A 17,397-nucleotide genomic window follows, 5' to 3' on the forward strand; every position below is an offset into this window, starting at 1 on the left:
CCGGCGCGGGCACTAGGAGGGTGGCTTCTCGTCGAGGAGTTGTTTGATCAGGGGCTGGATGTCCTTGGCGAGGGTGGCGGTGAGGTAGACGGCGGCTACTTTGTGGTCGCGGTCGAGGATGAGGGTGCTGGGGACGTTGTTGCGGGGGTAGCCCTTGAGGCCCAGGAGGATGCGGCTGCTGGGGTCCCAGATCGACGGGTAGGTCAGGTTCCGGTCGCGCATGAAGTCCTGTGGCTGGCTGCGGATGTCATCGCGGACGTCGATGCCGAGGACCTGCAGGCCCGCGTCCTTGTTCTCGTCGTAGAGCCGCTGCAGTTCGGGGGCTTCCGCCCGGCACGGGCCGCACCAGGCGCCCCAGATGTTCAGCAGCACGACTTTGCCCTGGTAGTCGCTCAGTTTGAGCTGCTTGCCCTCCGCCATCAGGTCATCGCCGGTCAGCTCACCGAGCTTCTTCCGGTCGGCCTGCGGATAGTTGATGATCAGCTGCCCATTCGGCGCGACGAGGTCGAACTCGGTGCCCCGCACCACCGCGTCGTCCCCGGTCGAGCAGGCCGCGAGGAGCAGGACGACCACCAAGAACAAAGCCCTCATGCGCCGGTCACCTTGGGGTCCGTCGCGCCGGCCGGTTCGATGTACGAGATCCCGGTCAGCTCCTCGTCGTCGAACTGGAGGCTGGTGAGCGAGGCGAGCGAACACTGCCGCTGCCGGGGGTCGTGCCACAGCCGTTTGCCCTCCAGGAACCGCCGCAGCGTCCAGATCGGCAGCTGGTGGGACACGCACACCGCCTCATGCCCGTCCGCGGCCGCACGGGCCCGGTAGGCGGCACCAAGCATGCGCCTGGCGATGGACAGGTACGCCTCGCCCCACGACGGCTTGAACGGGTTGGCGAGGTGCTTCCAGTGCCGCGGTGAGGTCAGCGACCCGGCCCCCACCGACACCCGCTCGCCCTCGAACACGTTGGTCGGTTCGATCAGGCGGTCGTCGGTGGCCAGGTCGAGCCGCAGCGAGTCGACGATCGGCGCCGCGGTCTCCTGCGCACGCTGCAGAGGCGACGCCACGACGTGCGTGATGTCCCGGTCGGCCAGGAACTCCGCGACCGTCAGCGCCTGACGTTTGCCCAGGTCGGACAGGCCGTAGCCGGGGATCCGGCCGTAGAGGATCCCGGTGGGGTTGTGCACTTCGCCGTGCCGCAGCAGGTGCACGATGGTCTTGCTCACTTGGTCGCCTCCGCAGCCGCCGTCGCCGCTGCTGGCAACGCGTCGGCGATCACGTCAAAGGCTGCATCGTCCATGGCCGCGTTCACAAACCACGCCTCGTACGCGCTCGGCGGCGGATACACGCCACGCTCCAGCAGCGCGTGGAAGAACGGCGGGAAACGCCAGGTCTCCGAGGCCTTCGCACCCGCGTAGTCGATCACCGGGGACGTGCCGAAGAACACACTGACCAGGTTGCCGGCGAACTGCACCTGGTGCGCGACCCCGGCCTTGGTCAGCGCCTCCTCGAACATCAGCCCGAGCCGCTGCGCGTTCGCGTCCAGCTTCGCGTAGACGTCCGCGGTGGCCGCCCGCAACGTCGCCAGCCCGGCCGCCACCGCGACGGGGTTCCCGGACAGCGTCCCGGCCTGGTAGACGGGCCCTTTGGGGGCCAGCGACGCCATGATGTCCGCGCGCCCGCCGAAGGCCGCCGCGGGCAACCCACCGGACATGACCTTGCCGAACGTGTACAGGTCCCCGGCGACCCCGTCGATGCCGAACCACCCCGACGGCGACACCCGGAACCCGGTCATCACCTCGTCGATGATCAGCACGGCGCCGTGCCGCACGGTCAGCTCACGCAGGCCCTCGTTGAACCCGGGCACCGGCTTGACCGCACCCATGTTGCCCGCGGCCGCCTCCGTGATCACCGCGGCGATCTGGTCGCCCTGTGCCTCGAACACCTCGACGACGGCGTCAATGTCGTTGTACGGCAACACAATCGTGTCGCCCGCCTGGGCACCGGTCACCCCGGGAGTGGTCGGCAGCCCCAGCGTCGCGACCCCGGACCCGGCCTCGGCCAGCAAGGCGTCGACGTGACCGTGGTAACACCCGGCGAACTTCACGATCTTCGTCCGCCCGGTGAACCCGCGGGCCAGCCGGATCGCGCTCATCGTCGCCTCGGTCCCGGAGTTCACCAGCCGGACCTGCTCGACCGGCGCGACCCGCTCGATGATCTCCTCGGCGAGCTCGATCTCCCCCGCGGTCGGCGTGCCGAACGACAGCCCGTTGACCGCCGCCTCACGCACCGCCTCGACGACCGCCGGGTGCGCATGCCCCAGGATCATCGGCCCCCACGAACTCACCAGGTCGACGTACCGCGTCCCGTCCGCGTCCCACAGATACGCCCCGGACCCCTTGACCATGAACCGTGGCGTCCCGCCCACCGCCTGGAACGCGCGCACCGGCGAGTTCACCCCGCCCGGCGTCACCGCGCTCGCGCGCTCGAACAACTGGGCGGAGGTCCTGGCCTGCTCAACACCTGTGTTCACAACCTGCAGTCTTGCAGCGCTCACCCGGCGGAGGCGCCCGGGGCCTCGGTTGCGCCGACCCGTGGCGGCACCCGCGCCGACACCGCCAGGAGTCAGGCTCCCGGCGGTGTCTCCCTGGCGGCGGGGTCTACTGGGCGGGGCGGGTGGTGATGGCCTGTGCGGTGACGGAGTTGTCCTCGCCGCCGCGTTGTCCCTGCACGACAACGGAAGTGCCCGCCTTGAGGTCGCTCAGCTTGCCGGGCTGGGTCAGTTCCACGCGGGTGCTGTCGGTGGTGGTCACCTTGACCTCGGTGCCGTTCTGCATCTTCACGTAGACGGTGTTGCCTTCGACGCGGTCGATGGTTCCGGCTGTCCCGCCACGGAAACCGCCGCCACCCTGCCCGGGCGCGCCGGATGGCGGAGCGCCGCCATTGCCGGGATAGCCGCCACCGCCGAACCGGCCACCATTGCGAGGGCCGCCGGCCGCGGCCGGGGTGTTGGAGTTCGAGGACGCGGTGGCGGAGTGCACCCACACGCCACCGAAGAACGCGGCCACCACCAGCACGCCGATGCCCAGGCCGATGGTGACCTTGCCGTAGCCGCGCTTGGCCTGCTTCAGCTCCTGGTCGATGTCGCCACCGACCGGGGTGCCGATCACGTGGTCCGGGTGTTGGGGTTCGGTCATCAACTCTCTCCTAATCGTGGCGCAGGGCTTCGATCGGGCGCAGCGAGGCGGCCCTGCCCGCCGGGTAGCTGCCGAAGAACAGGCCGATCAGCGCGGACACCCCGAAGGCCAGCAGGATCGAGCCGGGCACGACCACGGGTTTGATGCCCGCGATGGTGAACTGGCTGCCGATCACGCCGGCCGCGACGCCAAGGGCCCCGCCGAACAGGCTGAGCAACGTGGCCTCGGTGAGGAACTGGCCGAGGATGGCGAACTTGGGCGCCCCGATGGCCTTGCGGATGCCGATCTCGCGGATCCGCTCGGTCACGGTGACGAGCATGATGTTCGTGACGCCGATCCCGCCCACCAGCAGGGAGATCGCGGCCACGGACGCCAGCAGGACGGTGAACGTGTCGGTGGCGGTGGTCCGGGTCGCGAGCAGCTGCTCCTGCGACAGGATGCGGAAGTCCGGGTTCTGGTTGGCCGCGATCCGGTGCCGCGCGGTCAGGATCGCGGTGACCTCGGCCTGGGCGGCGGACATCGCGTCCGCGCTCTGCGCCTGCACCAGGATCTGGTTGATGGAACCGTAGCCCGCCAACGAGTTCTGCACGGCGGTCAGCGGCGCGATCGCGGTGTCATCGGCGTTGTTCAGGCCCGAGGAGCCTTTCGACTCCAGCACACCGATCACAGTGAACTGGATGCTGTTGGCCAGCACCTGCTTGCCGACCGGGTCCTGGCCGGGGAACAGCTCCTGCGCGACGGTCGCGCCGAGCACCATCACCTTGCGCCCGTTGGAAACGTCGTCCGCGGTGAACGCGGTCCCGTTGGCCACGACGCTGTTCGAAGTCGTGAAGTACTCCGGATAGGTCCCGACCAGCTGCGGAATGTCGTACGAGGTCCCGCCATAGACGGCAGTGACCGAAGTGGACACCACCGGCGAGGACGCCTTCACGTCCGGCGCGCCACGGGGATCCAGCAGCGCCTGAGCGTCCTGCACGGTCAACGGCCGGGTGACCGCGCCTTGGCCGCCCGCACGGGAAACGGTCAGGACGTTCGTGCCCAGGCCGGCGATGCTCTGCTCGATCGCGGCCGAGGCCCCGCTGCCCACGGCGACCAGCAGGATCACCGCGGCGACACCGATCATCAAACCCAGTGTGGTCAACGCGGACCGCAACTTGTTCGCGGTCAGGCCGCGGATCGCGAACCGCAGGATCTCGACGAAGTTCACGCGAGCACCCCTGTCGTGCGCCACTGCGCGGTGTCTTCCACGATCTGCCCGTCCGACACGCGCACTGTGCGAGCGGCATGGCTGGCAACGTGATCCTCGTGCGTGATCATCACGATCGTGCGCCCGCTGCGGTTCAGCCGGTCGAACACGGCCAGCACCTCCGCGGTGCTCTCGCTGTCCAGGTTTCCGGTCGGCTCGTCGGCCAGCACCATCGCCGGACCGGTCACCAACGCCCGCGCCAACGCCACACGCTGTTGCTGGCCACCGGAAAGCTCGTTCGGCTTGTGCCCGGCCCGGTTGGCCAGGCCGACCATCTCCAGCGCCGCCATCGCGCGCTTACGGCGTTCCTTGCGCCCCAGGCCCGCGTAGATCAGCGGAAGCTCCACATTGGACAGAGCGGTGGTCCGCGGTACGAGGTTGAACGACTGGAACACGAAGCCGATCTTGCGGTTGCGCACCAGCGACAGCTGCCGTTCGTTCAGCGAACCGACGCTGATCCCGTCCAGTTTGTACGTTCCCGAGGTGGGAACGTCCAGGCAGCCCAACACGTTCAGCAACGTCGACTTGCCGGACCCGGAGTGCCCCATGATCGCCAGGTACTCGCCCGGCCACACGGTCAGGTCCACGCCCCGCAACGCGTGCACGGCCGTTTCCCCGCTGCCGTAGGTCTTCCGCAACGCGGTGACCTCGATGACCGGCGTGCCGACGGGCGTCATCGGGATGGTGCTCATCGCCCGGTCCCGCCACCGCCGCCGCCACCGGTGGGAACGCGAACGCCGCCACCGCCCCCACCGAAACCGCCGCCACCTCCGCCGAAGCCGCCACCGGCACCGCCACCGGCGCGCCCAGTACCGTTCGTCCCAGTGGCAGGCGTTGTCGTGGCCAGGACGACCTGATCGCCTTCGTTGAGACCGGACACGACCTGCACGAGCGACTCGCTGCGCACGCCGATCTGGATCTCCCGCCGCGAGTCCACGCCGTTCACCTGCACGGTCACCGTGTGCGTGGTGCCAACGGTCTGCATCGCGGCCGACGGGATGGTGAGCGCGTCATCGGCCCGTGCCACGGTGATCGAGGCGCTCGCGGACTGCCCGGGCCGCAGCTGAGCGGGCGGGGTGTTGAGCGTCAACGTCACGCCGTAGGTGACGACGTTGTTGGAACCGCTGGTGGGCGTGAGGTCGACCGAGGCGACCTTCGCGGGCTGCGGCTGGTCCGGCATGGCGTTCAACGTGACCGTCGCGTCCTGCCCGGCCTTGACCTTGGACACGTCGATCTCCGCCAGGTTCGCCTTGACCTGCAACGCGGTCAGGTTGGTGATCACGATGAACCCCGAGGTGCCCGACGAGGAGCCGCTGGACGCACCGGACGCCCCCGAGGAACCGCTGCCGCCGGAAGCCCCGGATCCGCCGGACGATCCCGAGGACGACCCGGCGCGCCCGCCGACGTTCCCGTTGACCGCCGTCACCGTGCCATCGCCGGGCGCGACGAGGGTGGTGTTGTTCAACGCCTGCTGGGCCTGGTCGACGCTGACGTTGCCCTGGTCGACCTGTGCCTGGAGTTGTTTGACGCTCTGCGCCGAGTTCTGGCCGCCACCGCCACCGCTGGGCTGGTTCGTCGTGGTCGCGGTCGCCGCGTTGGCCTCAGCGGTGGCCAGGTTGTCCTTGGCGGCCGCGAGGCTGGACTTCGCGGCGGCCAGCTGCAGGCGCGCCTGGGAGTCGTCGAGCTTGGCCAGCGGTTGGCCTTTGGTGACCGTGTCGCCGACCTTGACGTTGATCTGGGTGATCGTGCCGCTGGTCGCGAAGTCCGCGCTGGCCGTGTAGTTGCTCTGCACGGTCGCCGCGGCCGAGACGGTGTCGATCACCGTGCCGCGCTGGACCGCCGCCGTCCTGGTGTTGCTCGCCGCCCCGTTCGAGCTGGAACTGGGCCACAGCAACGTGTAGGCACCCCAACCGGCGGCGAGCAACACCACCACCAGCGCACCATTGATCAACCAAGCACGGCGTCCGCGTCTCATGGCGGCAATGCTTCAACCGCCAGGTGCCGGTGAGCTGGGAACAAACTGGGAGTTCCCTGGGAGCTACTTGCGGCGGCGGCCTTTTCCGCCCGGGCGGGCCTGAACAGCGAGGATGAACTGCCGGATGGCGTCGACCAAAAGGATTCCGGCCACTGTTGCGGACAAGATGGACAGCGCCATCCAGTGCCCGTAGAGGCGATGCGACACATACGGCGGGCGACCGTCGTCGAACGACTGGGTGACCGTCACCCCGGACTTGGACCACAGCCAGAACGCGAGCCAGACCAACGCGCCGGTGACCACGATCTCCGCCGCGCCCGCGATCGCCCGGCGGGGCTGGTTCAGCCCGCCGCGGACGGGTTGTTCCGGGGCGGCCAGGTCGGCTTCGGCGGTCACGTCAGCAGCTTCTCACGACTCGACGAGCTCGCGCAGGGCGGTTCGTAACGCTTCGCCATCCCTTGCCCAGGCGACGACCGTGCTGCCGTCGGTCAGCCGCACCGGGACGCCTTCGAACTTCCGCGGCACCGCCCACCCGCCGCCGAGCACCCGCGCGGCCACCGGCGTGCCGACCTCCTCGTCGGCGGCCTCGATCTTGTCCACGTCAAGGGTTTCCCGGCCCTGCCGCAACGTCTGCCGGGTCAGCTGCACCGAGCACACGTTGCGCCTGCCGTACACCCAGAGCGCCGCGGCTCCCGCGAACCCGAGCGCCACGAGCACCCACGCCAGGGTGTGCACGGGCCCGGTCGTCCACTCCACAATCGCGCCCACGACGGCGAAGACCGGTCCCCACAGGATCGGCCACCACGAGGAGCCCGGCTCGGCGTACAGCACGTCGTTCATGGGCGGGGGCGGCGGAACAGCGCGAAGTAGGCGTTCGACGCGGGCACGAACATGAACACCAGCGCCGAAGCCGTGATCAGCACGCCGACCACGCTGAGCACGCTGCCGATGCCGACCGCGGCCGCCTGCATCATCAGGCTGACCACGGCCAGGATGGCCAGCACGATCCGCGCCCAGTTCCGCCCGGAGCGCATCTTCCAGGCGAACAGCAGCATCAGCAGGCCCACACCGATGACCATGACGATGTAGACGCCCTTGATGGTGCCCGCGCTCATCACGTCCGCCTGTGGGGTGCCCGCGACCTGTTTGAGGTACGCGTCGACGAACGCGTTGAGGTCCATCAGCTGCAGCACCGACGCGAGGATCGTGCTGAGCACCCAGATGCCGAAGGCCAGGTTGATCTCCTTGGGCACCGGCGGCTTGACCTTCGGCGCCTGCTTCACCGGCGGCATCGAGGGGAACAGTGGTTCGGTCACCGGGACTCCTACAGCTCGGGCTTGAGGTACCGGGAGGCGCTGGGCGCGAACACCATCGCGACCGACACCAGCAGGACCACGCCGCCGAACAGGCCGATGAGGTTGCCGAAGAAGAACAGGAACAGCACCAGCAGCACCGCGGCGATGGTCATCCGGATCCGGCCCTTGAGCTCGCCGTCGCGGGTCTTGCGGGCGAAGAACACCGCGAGCCCGCCCATGATGAACGAGACGCCGATGAGCAGCCAGACCTGGACGTTGACGCCCTGCTGGATCTGCTCGGGGGTGAGCGTGCGGTCCGGCCGGTTGAGCTGGAAGTCCACCATCTGCTGCTTGGCGGCCAGCGCCAGCGCGGCGCCGATCAGCACGATGGTCACCCCGGCGGCCGCGGTCCAGAACGCGTACCGCAGCAGCGGGGGCGCGGTGTCCGCGTCCGATTTGCCTGGTGTGGTCACACTCTGAACGGTACCTTCACCGCTCCCGCAGCCAGCCCGCGACCTCGACTGCCCAGTAGGTGAGCACGATGTCGGCGCCGGCTCGGCGGATGGAGGTGAGCGCCTCCATGACCGAGCGGCGCCGGTCGATCCAGCCGTTGGCGGCGGCGGCCTCGATCATCGAGTACTCGCCGGACACCATGTAGGCGGCCACCGGCACGTCGGAGATCTCGGCGGCGGCGCGGACCACGTCCAGGTACGGCAGCGCGGGCTTGACCATGACCATGTCCGCGCCCTCGGCCAGGTCGAGCTGGATCTCCCGCAGCGACTCCCGGATGTTGGCGGGGTCCTGCTGGTAGCTCTTGCGGTCGCCGGTCAGCTGGGAGTCGACCGCGTCGCGGAACGGGCCGTAGAACGCCGAGGCGTACTTCGCCGAGTACGCGAGGATCCCGGTGTCCTGCAAGCCGTGCGCGTCGAGGGCCTCGCGGACCACGCCGACCTGGCCGTCCATCATCCCGCTGGGGCCGAGCACGTGCGCCCCGGCCGTTGCCTGCGCGACGGCCATCTCGGCGTAGATGTCGAGGGTGGCGTCGTTGTCGACGTTGCCGTGCGCGTCGAGCACACCGCAGTGGCCGTGGTCGGTGAACTCGTCGAGGCACAGGTCGGACATCAGCACGGCGCTGTCGCCGACCTCCGCCCGCACGTCCCGCAGGGCCACGTTGAGGATCCCGTCGGGGTCCGTGGCACCGGAGCCGACCGCGTCGTGCTCCTCGGGCACGCCGAACAGCATCAGGCCGCCGACCCCGGCCTGCACGGCCTCCACGGCGGCCTTCCGCAGCGAGTCACGGCTGTGCTGCAGCACGCCGGGCATCGAGGCCAGGGCGACCGGCTCGGTCAGCCCCTCCTTGACGAACATCGGCAGGATCAGCTGCTCCGGCCGGATCGTGGTCTCACTGACCATCCGCCGCAGCGCGGCGGTCCGCCGCAACCGGCGCGGACGGTGCTGAGGAAACATCGGATACTCCCAGCTCGGCCTGCATGGGTGGGCCCGGCCGGACCCACCCGTACAGGAGTCAGCGACGGGCGCGCTTGGTCTTGCGCGGGGGTGGCAGGGCGCCTTCGGCACGCAGCCGGGCGGCGTGCTCGGCCAGCGCGTCCACCAGCGCCGGGACCTGGGCGAACTCCGGCTGCACGTCGACCCGCAGGCCGAACTCGCGCGCGGTCTCCGCGGTCTTCGGGCCGATGCACGCCACCAGCGTGCGGGCGTGCGGCTTGCCGGCGATGCCGACCAGGTTGCGGACCGTCGAGGACGAGGTGAAGCAGACCGCGTCGAACCCGCCGGTCTTGATCATCTCGCGGGTGTCGGCGGGCGGCGGGGCGGCGCGGACGGTCCGGTAGGCCGTCACGTCGTCGATCTCCCAGCCGCGGTCGCGCAGGCCGGCCGCCAGCGTCTCGGTGGCGATGTCGGCCCGCGGCAACAGAACCCGGTCCACCGGGTCGAGGATGTCGTCGTACGGCGGGAAGTCGGCGAGCAGGCCCTCGCTGGACTGCTCACCGGACGGGATCAGCTCGGGGATGATGCCGAACGCGCGCACCCGCGCGGCGGTCGACTCACCCACACAGGCGATCTTCACGCCGGAGAACGCCCGGGCGTCCAGGCCGAACTCGGAGAACTTCTCCCACACCGCGCGCACCGCGTTGGTCGAGGTGAACACGACCCACTGGTAGCGCCCGTCGACCAGGCCCTTGACCGACCGCTCCATCTGGGCGGGCGAGCGCGGCGGCTCGACCGAGATGGTCGGCACCTCTGACGGGATCGCGCCGTGGATGCGCAGCCGCTCGGACATCTCCTGCGCCTGGTCCTTGGTGCGGGGCACCAGGACCTTCCAGCCGTACAGCGCGCGCGACTCCCACCAGGACAGCTTCGCGCGGCCGGCGACCTCGTTGCCGATGGTCACCACCAGCGAGCCGACCAGCTCGCCCGCGTCGGCGGACAGCGAGGCCAGCGTGGTGTCGATGGTGCGCTGCGAGGAGCCGGTGCCGTCGGAGGTCACCGCGACCGGGGTCTGCGGCGCGCGGCCGTGCTCGACCAGTGCGGAGGCGGCCTCGGCCAGGTGGCTCGACGAGGCGTGCAGCACCAGCGGCCCTGGCACGGCGGCCAGGCCGGCCCAGTCGACCTGCCCGCGCACGTCCACCTCGGTGTGCGTGGGGCCCAGCGCGACACCCGCGTACGCGGGGACGGCCGTTCCGGCGGACACACCGGGGATCACGTCGAACGCGATCGTGCTGCGCGACACGGCCTGTGTCTCGGCCACGACCGGCGCCTGGGTCAGCGGGTCACCGGCGACCAGCCGCACGACCGTGCGGCCGTTGCGGGCCTCGTTGACCAGGTCCTTGGCCACGTCGGCGGGTTCGCCGACGGCGGGCCGGACCTCGGCGGCGGAGTTCGTGTACGCCATCACGCCGGACGGCACGTCCGGGTCGGTCACCACGAGCTCGGCGCGCTCGAGCAGCTCCCGGGCCCGCACCGTGAGCAGGCCGGCGTCACCCGGTCCCGAACCCACGAATGCTACGCGGCCGGGTGCCTTGCGCGGACGGGTAGTAGGGGTCGTCATCTCAGGGGCACTTCCCTTGTCAACTACGGCCCTCGGGAGCCGACAGCACACCGGCCCCGAGGTCGAGCAGTTCTACGGCCAGGTCACGGCCGAGCTGCTCGGCAGCGGTCAGGTCACCAGTGGCCGAGGCACGCAGCAGGTCAACGACAACGGGGTTGCCCTTGTCGTCCTTCGCGTACGCCGCGGCGACCCCGCGCAGCGACAGGCGCATCACGACGCGCCCGTCGTCGTCGAGGTCCTCCACGACATCGGCCAGTGCGCCAACGGGCGCGTTGCAGCCGGCTTCGAGCGTGGCCAGCATGGCCCGCTCAGCGGCTACAGCAGCCCTGGTGGCTTGATCGTCCACAATGGAGCGAAGAAGGTGTTCGACGTCGACGTCGTCGACACGGCACTCGACCGCGAGGGCGCCCTGGGCGGGCGCCGGCAGCATCTGGATCGGCTCGAGCACCTCGGTGATCACGTCGAGGCGGCCGAGCCTGCTCAGGCCCGCCTTGGCCAGCACGACGGCATCCAGCACGCCGTCGGTGACCTTGCGGACACGAGTGTCCACGTTGCCCCGCAGGCCGACGATCTCCAGGCCGAGGCCCAGCGCTTCGAGCTGGGCGGCGCGGCGTGGCGAGCCGGTGCCTACGGTGGATCCGGGCGGCAGCTCACCGAGCGTCAGCCCGTCCCGCGCCACCAACGCGTCCCTGGGGTCCTCACGCTGCGGCACGGCCGCGAGCGCGAGCCGGGGGTCCGGCGCGGTGGGCAAGTCCTTGTAGGAGTGGATGGCGACGTCCACCTCGTCGTTCGCGAGCGCGTCGCGCAGGGCCGAGGTGAACACGCCGACGCCGATCTCCGCGATCGGCTTGTCCGAGCGGTCGCCGGGGGTGGACACGACGACGATCTCGGTGTGCACGTCCGCCGCCTGCTCCAGCAGCTCGGCGATGGTCTGGGTCTGGGCCAGCGCCAGCGCGCTGCCGCGGGTGCCGATTCTGATGGTGCGCTTCACTCCCGCTCACCGTCCACAGTGGAGCCCGAGATGACGTCCGGCTTGGCGGGGTCGAGCGCGAACAGCTCGCGCAGCGCGTCCGCGTAGCCGGCGCCCGCGGGGTTGGCGGCCAGCTGCTTCACCCGGACGGTCGGGGTGTGCAGCAGCTTGTCGACGACCCGGTTGACCGTGCGGGCCAGTTCCTGGCGCACGCCCGAGTCCAGGCCGGGAAGCTTGGAGTCCAGCCGCAGCAGCTCGGTGTTGACCACCTCGGCGGCGCGGCGGCGCAGCGCGGTCACCGTCGGGGTGACCTCCGCGGACCGTTGTGCCGCGAGGTAAGCCTGGACCTCTTCGCGCACGATCCGCGCGGCCAGCGCGGCGCCCTGGCCGCTCGGCGCGTCGGACAGCCGGCGCTGCAGGCTTTCCAGGTCGACGACGGTGACATCGGCGAGCTCGCCGACGCCCTGCTCGACGTCCCTGGGCAGACCGAGGTCGCAGATCACCAAAGGCGTTGTGCGGGCGGCGATGTGCTCGTGCCGGACGACGGCACCGACCGCGCCCGTGCAGGACACCACGACGTCCGCGTCGGCGATCTGTGCCGCGAGACCGTCGAGCCCGACGGCCTCGGCCGGGATGTCGTACTCGGCAAGGGAGTCCGCGAGCCGGGCGCCGTTCGCCCTGGTGCGGTTGGCGATCACGACCCGGCCGATCCCGGCGCGGCGCAGCGCCGCGACGGCGAGACCGCCCATCGAGCCGGCACCGACCACGAGCGCCTTGCGCCCGGCCAGCCCGGCGAGAGCGCTTTCCGCGTCCGCCAGCGCTTCCGAGACGACCGAGCCGCCTGCCTGGTCGAGTTCGGTCTCGGCGTGCGCACGCTTGCCGACGCGCAATGCCTTCTGGGTCAGCTCGTGCAGGACCCGGCCGGCCGTGCCCTGCTCCTTGGCCGCGTTGTACGCCAGGCGTATCTGGCCGAGGATCTGGGCCTCGCCGACCACCATCGAGTCCAGGCCGGCGGTGACGGTGAACAGGTGCTCCACGGCCGCGGCCGCGTAGTGCACGTACAGGTGGTCGTACAGCGTGGCCGTGGTCTGGCCGGAGTGCCGCGCGAGCACCTCGACCACGTCCGCCAGGCCACCGTGGAACACCTCGACGACGGCGTAGACCTCGACCCGGTTGCAGGTCGAGACCAGCAGCGCCTCGGAGACGTTCGCGCACTGCAGCAGATCACTGAGGACCTTGTCCACCCGCTCGGCCGGGACGGCGACCTGCTCCAGCAGGTCGACGCCGGCCGTGCGATGGGACAGGCCTACCGCGAGAACACTCATCGGACCCCCAGTCCGTCGACGCTGCTGCCGTTCACGGCCAGCGCCGAGGAGTTGACGTTCATGCTGTCCGCCCTGCGCGCGACATGGAACGACAGGATCTGCAGTTCGACGGCGAGGTCGACCTTGCGGACCTCGACGTGGTCCGGGACCTGGAGCACCACCGGAGCGAAGTTCACGATGCTGTGCACACCCCCGGCGACCAGCCGGTCGCACACGGCCTGGGCGGCGGCGGGCGGGGTGGCGATCACGCCGATGGAGATCTCCCGCTCCGCGCAGACCTTGGGGATGTCGTCGATGTGGCTGACCGGCATGCCGCCGACGGGCACCCCGACGAGATCGGGGTCGACGTCGAAGAGAGCGGCCACCGGGAACCCCCTGCTCGGGAACCCGCCGTAGTTGGCGAGGGCATGTCCGAGGTTACCGATTCCGACCACTGCCACGCTGTGTGAACGGGTCAGCCCCAGGATTCGCTCGATCTGGTCGACCAGCACGCTGACCTCGTAACCGACCCCGCGGGTGCCGTACGAGCCGATGTAGCTGAGGTCCTTGCGCAGCTTGGCCGAGTTCACCCCGGCGGCCGCCGCCAGCTCCTCCGACGAGAGCGTGCCGATGCCCTGCTCGGCCATGCCGGACAGGACCCGCAGGTAGACGGCCAGCCGTGCGACCGCGGCCTCGGGGATCGCCCGGGCGCGCTGCATCGGGGTCTCGGCTACCGGCGGGATGGGCATGGTGACCTCGGTCGCGCCCGGGGCGGCCGGTACGTCCCGCTCCCCGCCACGCTGACCCCGCGCTGCCGCCACGCTGATACTCCTCACCGAACCCGGACTGAGTGTCGAACCACCGAATACTGCGGGGGTGACGTGCTTACGGTAGCCATTTGTGAATGAATGCACAAAGTCGCAGGAAGGAGCGCAGAGTCTCCGCCCACCTGGGCACGCTCGGCAGTCATGTCCACTCCGCAGCAGGTGACCGGCGTCGCTCGTGGATCGAGGACACCCGGTGTGCTGGTGAGCGTAAGCCCGCGACGCGCCCATGCGGCCGGTTCATGGGGGAAGACGAGGTTTCCCCCTAGGTATTCCGAATGGCTACCGCACCGAGAACTGCATGGAATGCCAGCCGGACGCGCCATCGGGCGCGGGGTCGGCCCTCGTGTCGGTCTGCGTGTACCCCGATCGGTCGGTCGCGCGGCACTCGACCGTGTGATCGCCGGGTTTGAGGTCCAGCTCGGCCTTCCACATCCGCCACGTGTCCAGGTTCACCTCGTCGGCCAGCTGGGCTTCGATCCACTCGCCGCCGTCCGCGCGCACCTCGACCTTGGCGATGCCCTTGGTCTGTGCCCACGCGGTGCCCGCGACGGTGACCTTGCCGGTGACGGTGTCGAAGCCCTTGGGCGAGTCGATCCGCGACTCGGTCTTGATCGGGCCCTTCTGCGCCCACCCGCGCGGCACCCAGTAGGCCTGCTCGTCGCTGAACTTGTTGAACTTCATGTCCACGACCCATTTGGTCGCCGAGACATAGCCGTACAGCCCGGGAACGACCATCCGCGCGGGGAAGCCGTGCTCGACCGGCAGCGGTTCGCCGTTCATGCCGATCGCGAGCATTCCGCGGTCCATGATGTCGGCCACCGGAGTGCCGCAGGTGAAGCCGTCGACGCTGGTGGAGAACAGCTGGTCGGCGCCGGGTTTGACGCCCGCGTCGGCGAGGATGTCGCGCAGCGGGACGCCGATGAACGTGGAGGTGGAGATCAGGTCGCCGCCGACCTCGTTGGACACACAGGTGAGCGTCACGGTGCGTTCGATCAGGGGGCGGCTGCGGATGTCCTCGTAGGAGAGGGTCAGTTCCTTGTCGACCGCGCCGTGGATCTTCAGCACCCAGTCCTCGGCGCGCATCTTGGGCACCGAGAGGGCGGTGTCGATGCGGTAGAAGTCGCGGTTGGACGTGATGAACCGGGGTGTGCTCGGCGCGAAGTCGGCGTTCTTCGGGATGGGCGGCGCGGGGGTGGCGGCCTTGAGGTCGCCGACCGCCGTGCGGGAGCCTTCGACGTCGACCCGGTTGGCCAGCAGCTGCCCGCCGCCACCAGCGACCCCGATGCCGAGCACGACCCCGGCGGAGACCTTCATGAACCGGCGCCGGTCCTCGTCGTCCTCGATCTCGTACGCACGCCGATGGAGGAACCGGAACAACCCAACGCCTACGAGCAGGCTCGCCACCGGCGCCAGCACGGCGAGCTGCCCGACATCCGGCCGGACCATGACGGCGACGATCCCCAGGACCCCGATGGCGGCGGCGATGATCGTCCCGGGCAGCGGGCTGCGCCTCGACAGCAGCCCCGCGGCCACCCCGATGCCGACCAGGACCAGCGCCATCCCGGTGAACAGGGCCAGCTTGTCGTAGGTGTAGAAGGTCGCGACCGCCCAGTCCTTCACCGGCCCGGGCGTGAGGTCGATCGCCGTCTTGCCCACCGCCAGGATCGGCGAGGCGTTGGCGTCCAGCACCCCCGCCACCAGATGCCCGGCCGCGAGCGCCCCGGCCACGGAGACCACTCCGACCAGGCTCGCCCGCCCCTTGCTCAGTTGCTCCACACCCCCTATTCGATGCCCAGACCCCACCGGCTCGCACCAATCGGACTGGAACGGTAAGAAGTCCGTTACGTTCTGCCGCCACGGAACGATTCCCCTCGGCCACACACCGTCCGCGACACCGCGCGACGGTCGGAGCGAATGTCCGGGGGGACATCCACACATGACCGAGCCGCCATGCGCGACAAAAGCGAGTCGGCGATGAGCGACAGTCTCGGCCTGATGTTCACGTACCGCAAATAGCGAAACGACACCATGTTCGCGTACGGGGGGTTACTGAGAATGTCCGATGACGAGCCGGCCCGGTCGAGGGCGATACCGGTTCTGCTGACGTTGACGATCTTGTTCGTGGCCGCCGCGGGGGTGTTCGGCGTCCTGTGCACCAAGGCACGCGACCAACTCGCCGCGAGCTGTCCATGAAGCGCCTGCTTGTCGTGCTGGCCGCGCTGAGTTTCCTGGCGGCGGGCACCTTCGGCACGTTGTGGTTCATCGAGCACGGCCACCGAACCACAGCCGCGCGGCAACTCGATGAGACCAATGCTGCGGTCGGCGACGCCAAGGCGCGGCTCACCGCCGCGGAGGCCCACGCCATGCGCGAGGCGATCAGCTTCAAGGACAAGTCGCTGATCGAACGGCGGCAGCAAGAAGTCTTGGACCACTGTTGAGACTTTCCCCAGGGGGCAACGAAATGACCGACGAGAACCAGCCGGGACCCGAACCAACGGACGCTCCTTTGCCCGTGGGGCAATGGTCCGCGAACCCCGCAGAAGCCGGGCACTCGGCCGTATCCAACAACCCAGCAACGCCCACCCACAGCGGCGAACCACCCCAGCAAACGACACCAGACCTCCCGCTGACGGCTGCCTACAGCAGCGAACCGCCTCAGCCGGGGACACCGGACGTCCTGCTGACGGTTCCCTACAGCAACGAACCATCCCAGCAAACGACACCAGGCGTCCCATTCACGGTTCCCTACAGCAGCGAACCACTGCCGGGGCAGCAGTTCCCGGCCGCCGTCCTGCCGCAGACGGAGTTCGGCCAGCAGCCACCCAGCCAGCCCTTCCCAGCCATCCCACAGGTTCAGCCTTTCCCGACCACCCCGCAGAGCCAGCCTTTCCCAGCGCAACCGACCACCCCGCAGAGCCAGCCCTTCCCCGCCCAGCAGCCGTTCCCCGCGCCACCCCGAAAGCCGCGCAGCAAAGCGCTGGTCGCGCTGTCGGTCGCCGCCGCGTTCTTCTTCCTGGCGAGCGCGGCGCTGGGCACGTTGTGGCTCATCGAGATCGGCGACCACAAGAGCACCGCCAACGAGCTCCACACCACGCAGGCGTCCCTCACCAAGGCCAAGGACGACCTGAAGTCCGCGGAGGGCAGGGAGCAGGCGGCGAACACCGAGCGGCAGAAGTCGCTCAAGGACGTCCAGAACATGCAGCCCTGCTACAACGCGGCGAAGGCGTTCATGCGGGCGAACAGCGAGCAGGAGGCCGACAAGCTGTTCGACCAGCTCATCGACGCCTGTTAGGTCAGGGCGGCGCGCAGCCGCGCCTCCTCGACCTTCCAGTAGCCGTGTTCCTCGCCGTCGATGAGGATCACCGGGACCTGGTCGCCGTACTCGGCGCGCAGTTCCGGGTCGGAGTCGACGTCGACGACCGACCAGGGGACGCCGAGCTCGCCGCAGATGCGTTCGACGTCCACCTCGGCCTGCACGCAGGAGTGGCAGCCGATCCTGGTCACCACGGTCACTTCAGCCACGGG

The 17,397-nt window shown here is 69.9% G+C and carries 21 protein-coding genes; 3 read left to right on the forward strand and 18 right to left on the reverse strand.

Annotation, left to right across the window (positions count from 1 at the left end; genetic code table 11):
• Nucleotides 1–12 precede the first annotated feature (12 nt).
• The 17 genes from AB0J95_RS36285 to AB0J95_RS36365 form a co-directional block, all read right to left on the reverse strand.
• Nucleotides 13–591 carry a TlpA disulfide reductase family protein gene (locus AB0J95_RS36285; protein WP_364768478.1) on the reverse strand — a complete coding sequence of 193 codons (579 nt, stop codon included), beginning with the start codon at nt 589–591 and terminating at the stop codon, nt 13–15.
• Nucleotides 588–1,217: a histidine phosphatase family protein gene (locus AB0J95_RS36290; RefSeq protein WP_364768481.1), complete on the reverse strand. Its 630-nt coding sequence runs from the start codon at nt 1,215–1,217 to the stop codon at nt 588–590. Before AB0J95_RS36290 ends, AB0J95_RS36285 begins: the two co-directional genes overlap by 4 nt.
• Complete coding sequence (hemL, locus tag AB0J95_RS36295; protein WP_364768483.1) at nt 1,214–2,524, reverse strand: glutamate-1-semialdehyde 2,1-aminomutase; 1,311 nt, start codon at nt 2,522–2,524, stop codon at nt 1,214–1,216. The genes AB0J95_RS36290 and hemL overlap by 4 nt, the downstream gene beginning before the upstream one ends.
• A gap of 127 nt (nt 2,525–2,651) precedes the next feature.
• Entirely contained in the window at nt 2,652–3,188 is a 537-nt protein-coding gene (locus AB0J95_RS36300; RefSeq protein WP_364768486.1) for a hypothetical protein, read from the reverse strand.
• Nucleotides 3,189–3,198: 10 nt separating this feature from the next.
• A complete protein-coding gene (locus AB0J95_RS36305; RefSeq protein ID WP_364768489.1) occupies nt 3,199–4,395 on the reverse strand; it encodes an ABC transporter permease in 1,197 nt (398 codons plus the stop codon).
• Nucleotides 4,392–5,126 carry an ABC transporter ATP-binding protein gene (locus tag AB0J95_RS36310; RefSeq protein WP_364768492.1) on the reverse strand — a complete coding sequence of 245 codons (735 nt, stop codon included), beginning with the start codon at nt 5,124–5,126 and terminating at the stop codon, nt 4,392–4,394. Before AB0J95_RS36310 ends, AB0J95_RS36305 begins: the two co-directional genes overlap by 4 nt.
• Nucleotides 5,123–6,409, reverse strand: coding sequence for an HlyD family efflux transporter periplasmic adaptor subunit (locus AB0J95_RS36315; RefSeq protein WP_364768495.1), 1,287 nt, complete (start codon nt 6,407–6,409; stop codon nt 5,123–5,125). Before AB0J95_RS36315 ends, AB0J95_RS36310 begins: the two co-directional genes overlap by 4 nt.
• A gap of 63 nt (nt 6,410–6,472) precedes the next feature.
• Nucleotides 6,473–6,805 carry a hypothetical protein gene (locus AB0J95_RS36320; protein ID WP_364768498.1) on the reverse strand — a complete coding sequence of 111 codons (333 nt, stop codon included), beginning with the start codon at nt 6,803–6,805 and terminating at the stop codon, nt 6,473–6,475.
• 12 nt (nt 6,806–6,817) lie between these two features.
• Nucleotides 6,818–7,249: a hypothetical protein gene (locus AB0J95_RS36325; RefSeq protein ID WP_364768501.1), complete on the reverse strand. Its 432-nt coding sequence runs from the start codon at nt 7,247–7,249 to the stop codon at nt 6,818–6,820.
• Nucleotides 7,246–7,725: a hypothetical protein gene (locus AB0J95_RS36330; protein WP_364768503.1), complete on the reverse strand. Its 480-nt coding sequence runs from the start codon at nt 7,723–7,725 to the stop codon at nt 7,246–7,248. The genes AB0J95_RS36325 and AB0J95_RS36330 overlap by 4 nt, the downstream gene beginning before the upstream one ends.
• 8 nt (nt 7,726–7,733) lie before the next feature.
• A complete protein-coding gene (locus AB0J95_RS36335; RefSeq protein WP_364768506.1) occupies nt 7,734–8,177 on the reverse strand; it encodes a hypothetical protein in 444 nt (147 codons plus the stop codon).
• A 16-nt stretch (nt 8,178–8,193) separates the two neighbouring features.
• Nucleotides 8,194–9,171, reverse strand: a complete 978-nt coding sequence (gene hemB / locus AB0J95_RS36340; protein WP_364768509.1) for a porphobilinogen synthase — start codon at nt 9,169–9,171, stop codon at nt 8,194–8,196.
• Between the two features lie 58 nt (nt 9,172–9,229).
• Nucleotides 9,230–10,771, reverse strand: a complete 1,542-nt coding sequence (locus tag AB0J95_RS36345; protein ID WP_364768512.1) for a bifunctional uroporphyrinogen-III C-methyltransferase/uroporphyrinogen-III synthase — start codon at nt 10,769–10,771, stop codon at nt 9,230–9,232.
• 19 nt (nt 10,772–10,790) lie between these two features.
• Nucleotides 10,791–11,762 (reverse strand): hydroxymethylbilane synthase, encoded by a 972-nt coding sequence (gene hemC, locus AB0J95_RS36350; protein ID WP_364768514.1) that lies wholly within the window; start codon nt 11,760–11,762, stop codon nt 10,791–10,793.
• Nucleotides 11,759–13,066, reverse strand: coding sequence for a glutamyl-tRNA reductase (locus AB0J95_RS36355; protein ID WP_364768517.1), 1,308 nt, complete (start codon nt 13,064–13,066; stop codon nt 11,759–11,761). The genes hemC and AB0J95_RS36355 overlap by 4 nt, the downstream gene beginning before the upstream one ends.
• Nucleotides 13,063–13,866, reverse strand: a complete 804-nt coding sequence (locus tag AB0J95_RS36360) for a redox-sensing transcriptional repressor Rex (protein WP_364768520.1) — start codon at nt 13,864–13,866, stop codon at nt 13,063–13,065. Before AB0J95_RS36360 ends, AB0J95_RS36355 begins: the two co-directional genes overlap by 4 nt.
• Before the next feature lie 285 nt (nt 13,867–14,151).
• Nucleotides 14,152–15,648 carry a molybdopterin-dependent oxidoreductase gene (locus tag AB0J95_RS36365; RefSeq protein WP_364768523.1) on the reverse strand — a complete coding sequence of 499 codons (1,497 nt, stop codon included), beginning with the start codon at nt 15,646–15,648 and terminating at the stop codon, nt 14,152–14,154.
• Between the two features lie 279 nt (nt 15,649–15,927).
• On the opposite strand from AB0J95_RS36365, the gene AB0J95_RS36370 reads away from it, so the two are divergent.
• Genes AB0J95_RS36370 through AB0J95_RS36380 form a run of 3 tightly spaced genes read left to right on the forward strand, consistent with a single transcriptional unit; the run spans nt 15,928 to nt 17,164 of the window.
• Nucleotides 15,928–16,065, forward strand: coding sequence for a hypothetical protein (locus AB0J95_RS36370; RefSeq protein ID WP_364768526.1), 138 nt, complete (start codon nt 15,928–15,930; stop codon nt 16,063–16,065).
• Nucleotides 16,062–16,310: a hypothetical protein gene (locus AB0J95_RS36375; RefSeq protein ID WP_364768529.1), complete on the forward strand. Its 249-nt coding sequence runs from the start codon at nt 16,062–16,064 to the stop codon at nt 16,308–16,310. The genes AB0J95_RS36370 and AB0J95_RS36375 overlap by 4 nt, the downstream gene beginning before the upstream one ends.
• Nucleotides 16,311–16,333: 23 nt before the next feature.
• A complete protein-coding gene (locus AB0J95_RS36380; RefSeq protein WP_364768532.1) occupies nt 16,334–17,164 on the forward strand; it encodes a hypothetical protein in 831 nt (276 codons plus the stop codon).
• Here AB0J95_RS36380 and AB0J95_RS36385 read toward each other — a convergent pair.
• Nucleotides 17,161–17,394 carry a glutaredoxin family protein gene (locus tag AB0J95_RS36385; protein ID WP_364768535.1) on the reverse strand — a complete coding sequence of 78 codons (234 nt, stop codon included), beginning with the start codon at nt 17,392–17,394 and terminating at the stop codon, nt 17,161–17,163. The two genes, AB0J95_RS36380 and AB0J95_RS36385, sit on opposite strands and share 4 nt — an antisense overlap.
• Nucleotides 17,395–17,397: the final 3 nt, after the last annotated feature.

Origin of the sequence: Actinocrispum sp. NPDC049592, assembly GCF_040675465.1 — a bacterium.
In the GTDB taxonomy this organism is placed as follows: domain Bacteria; phylum Actinomycetota; class Actinomycetes; order Mycobacteriales; family Pseudonocardiaceae; genus Kibdelosporangium.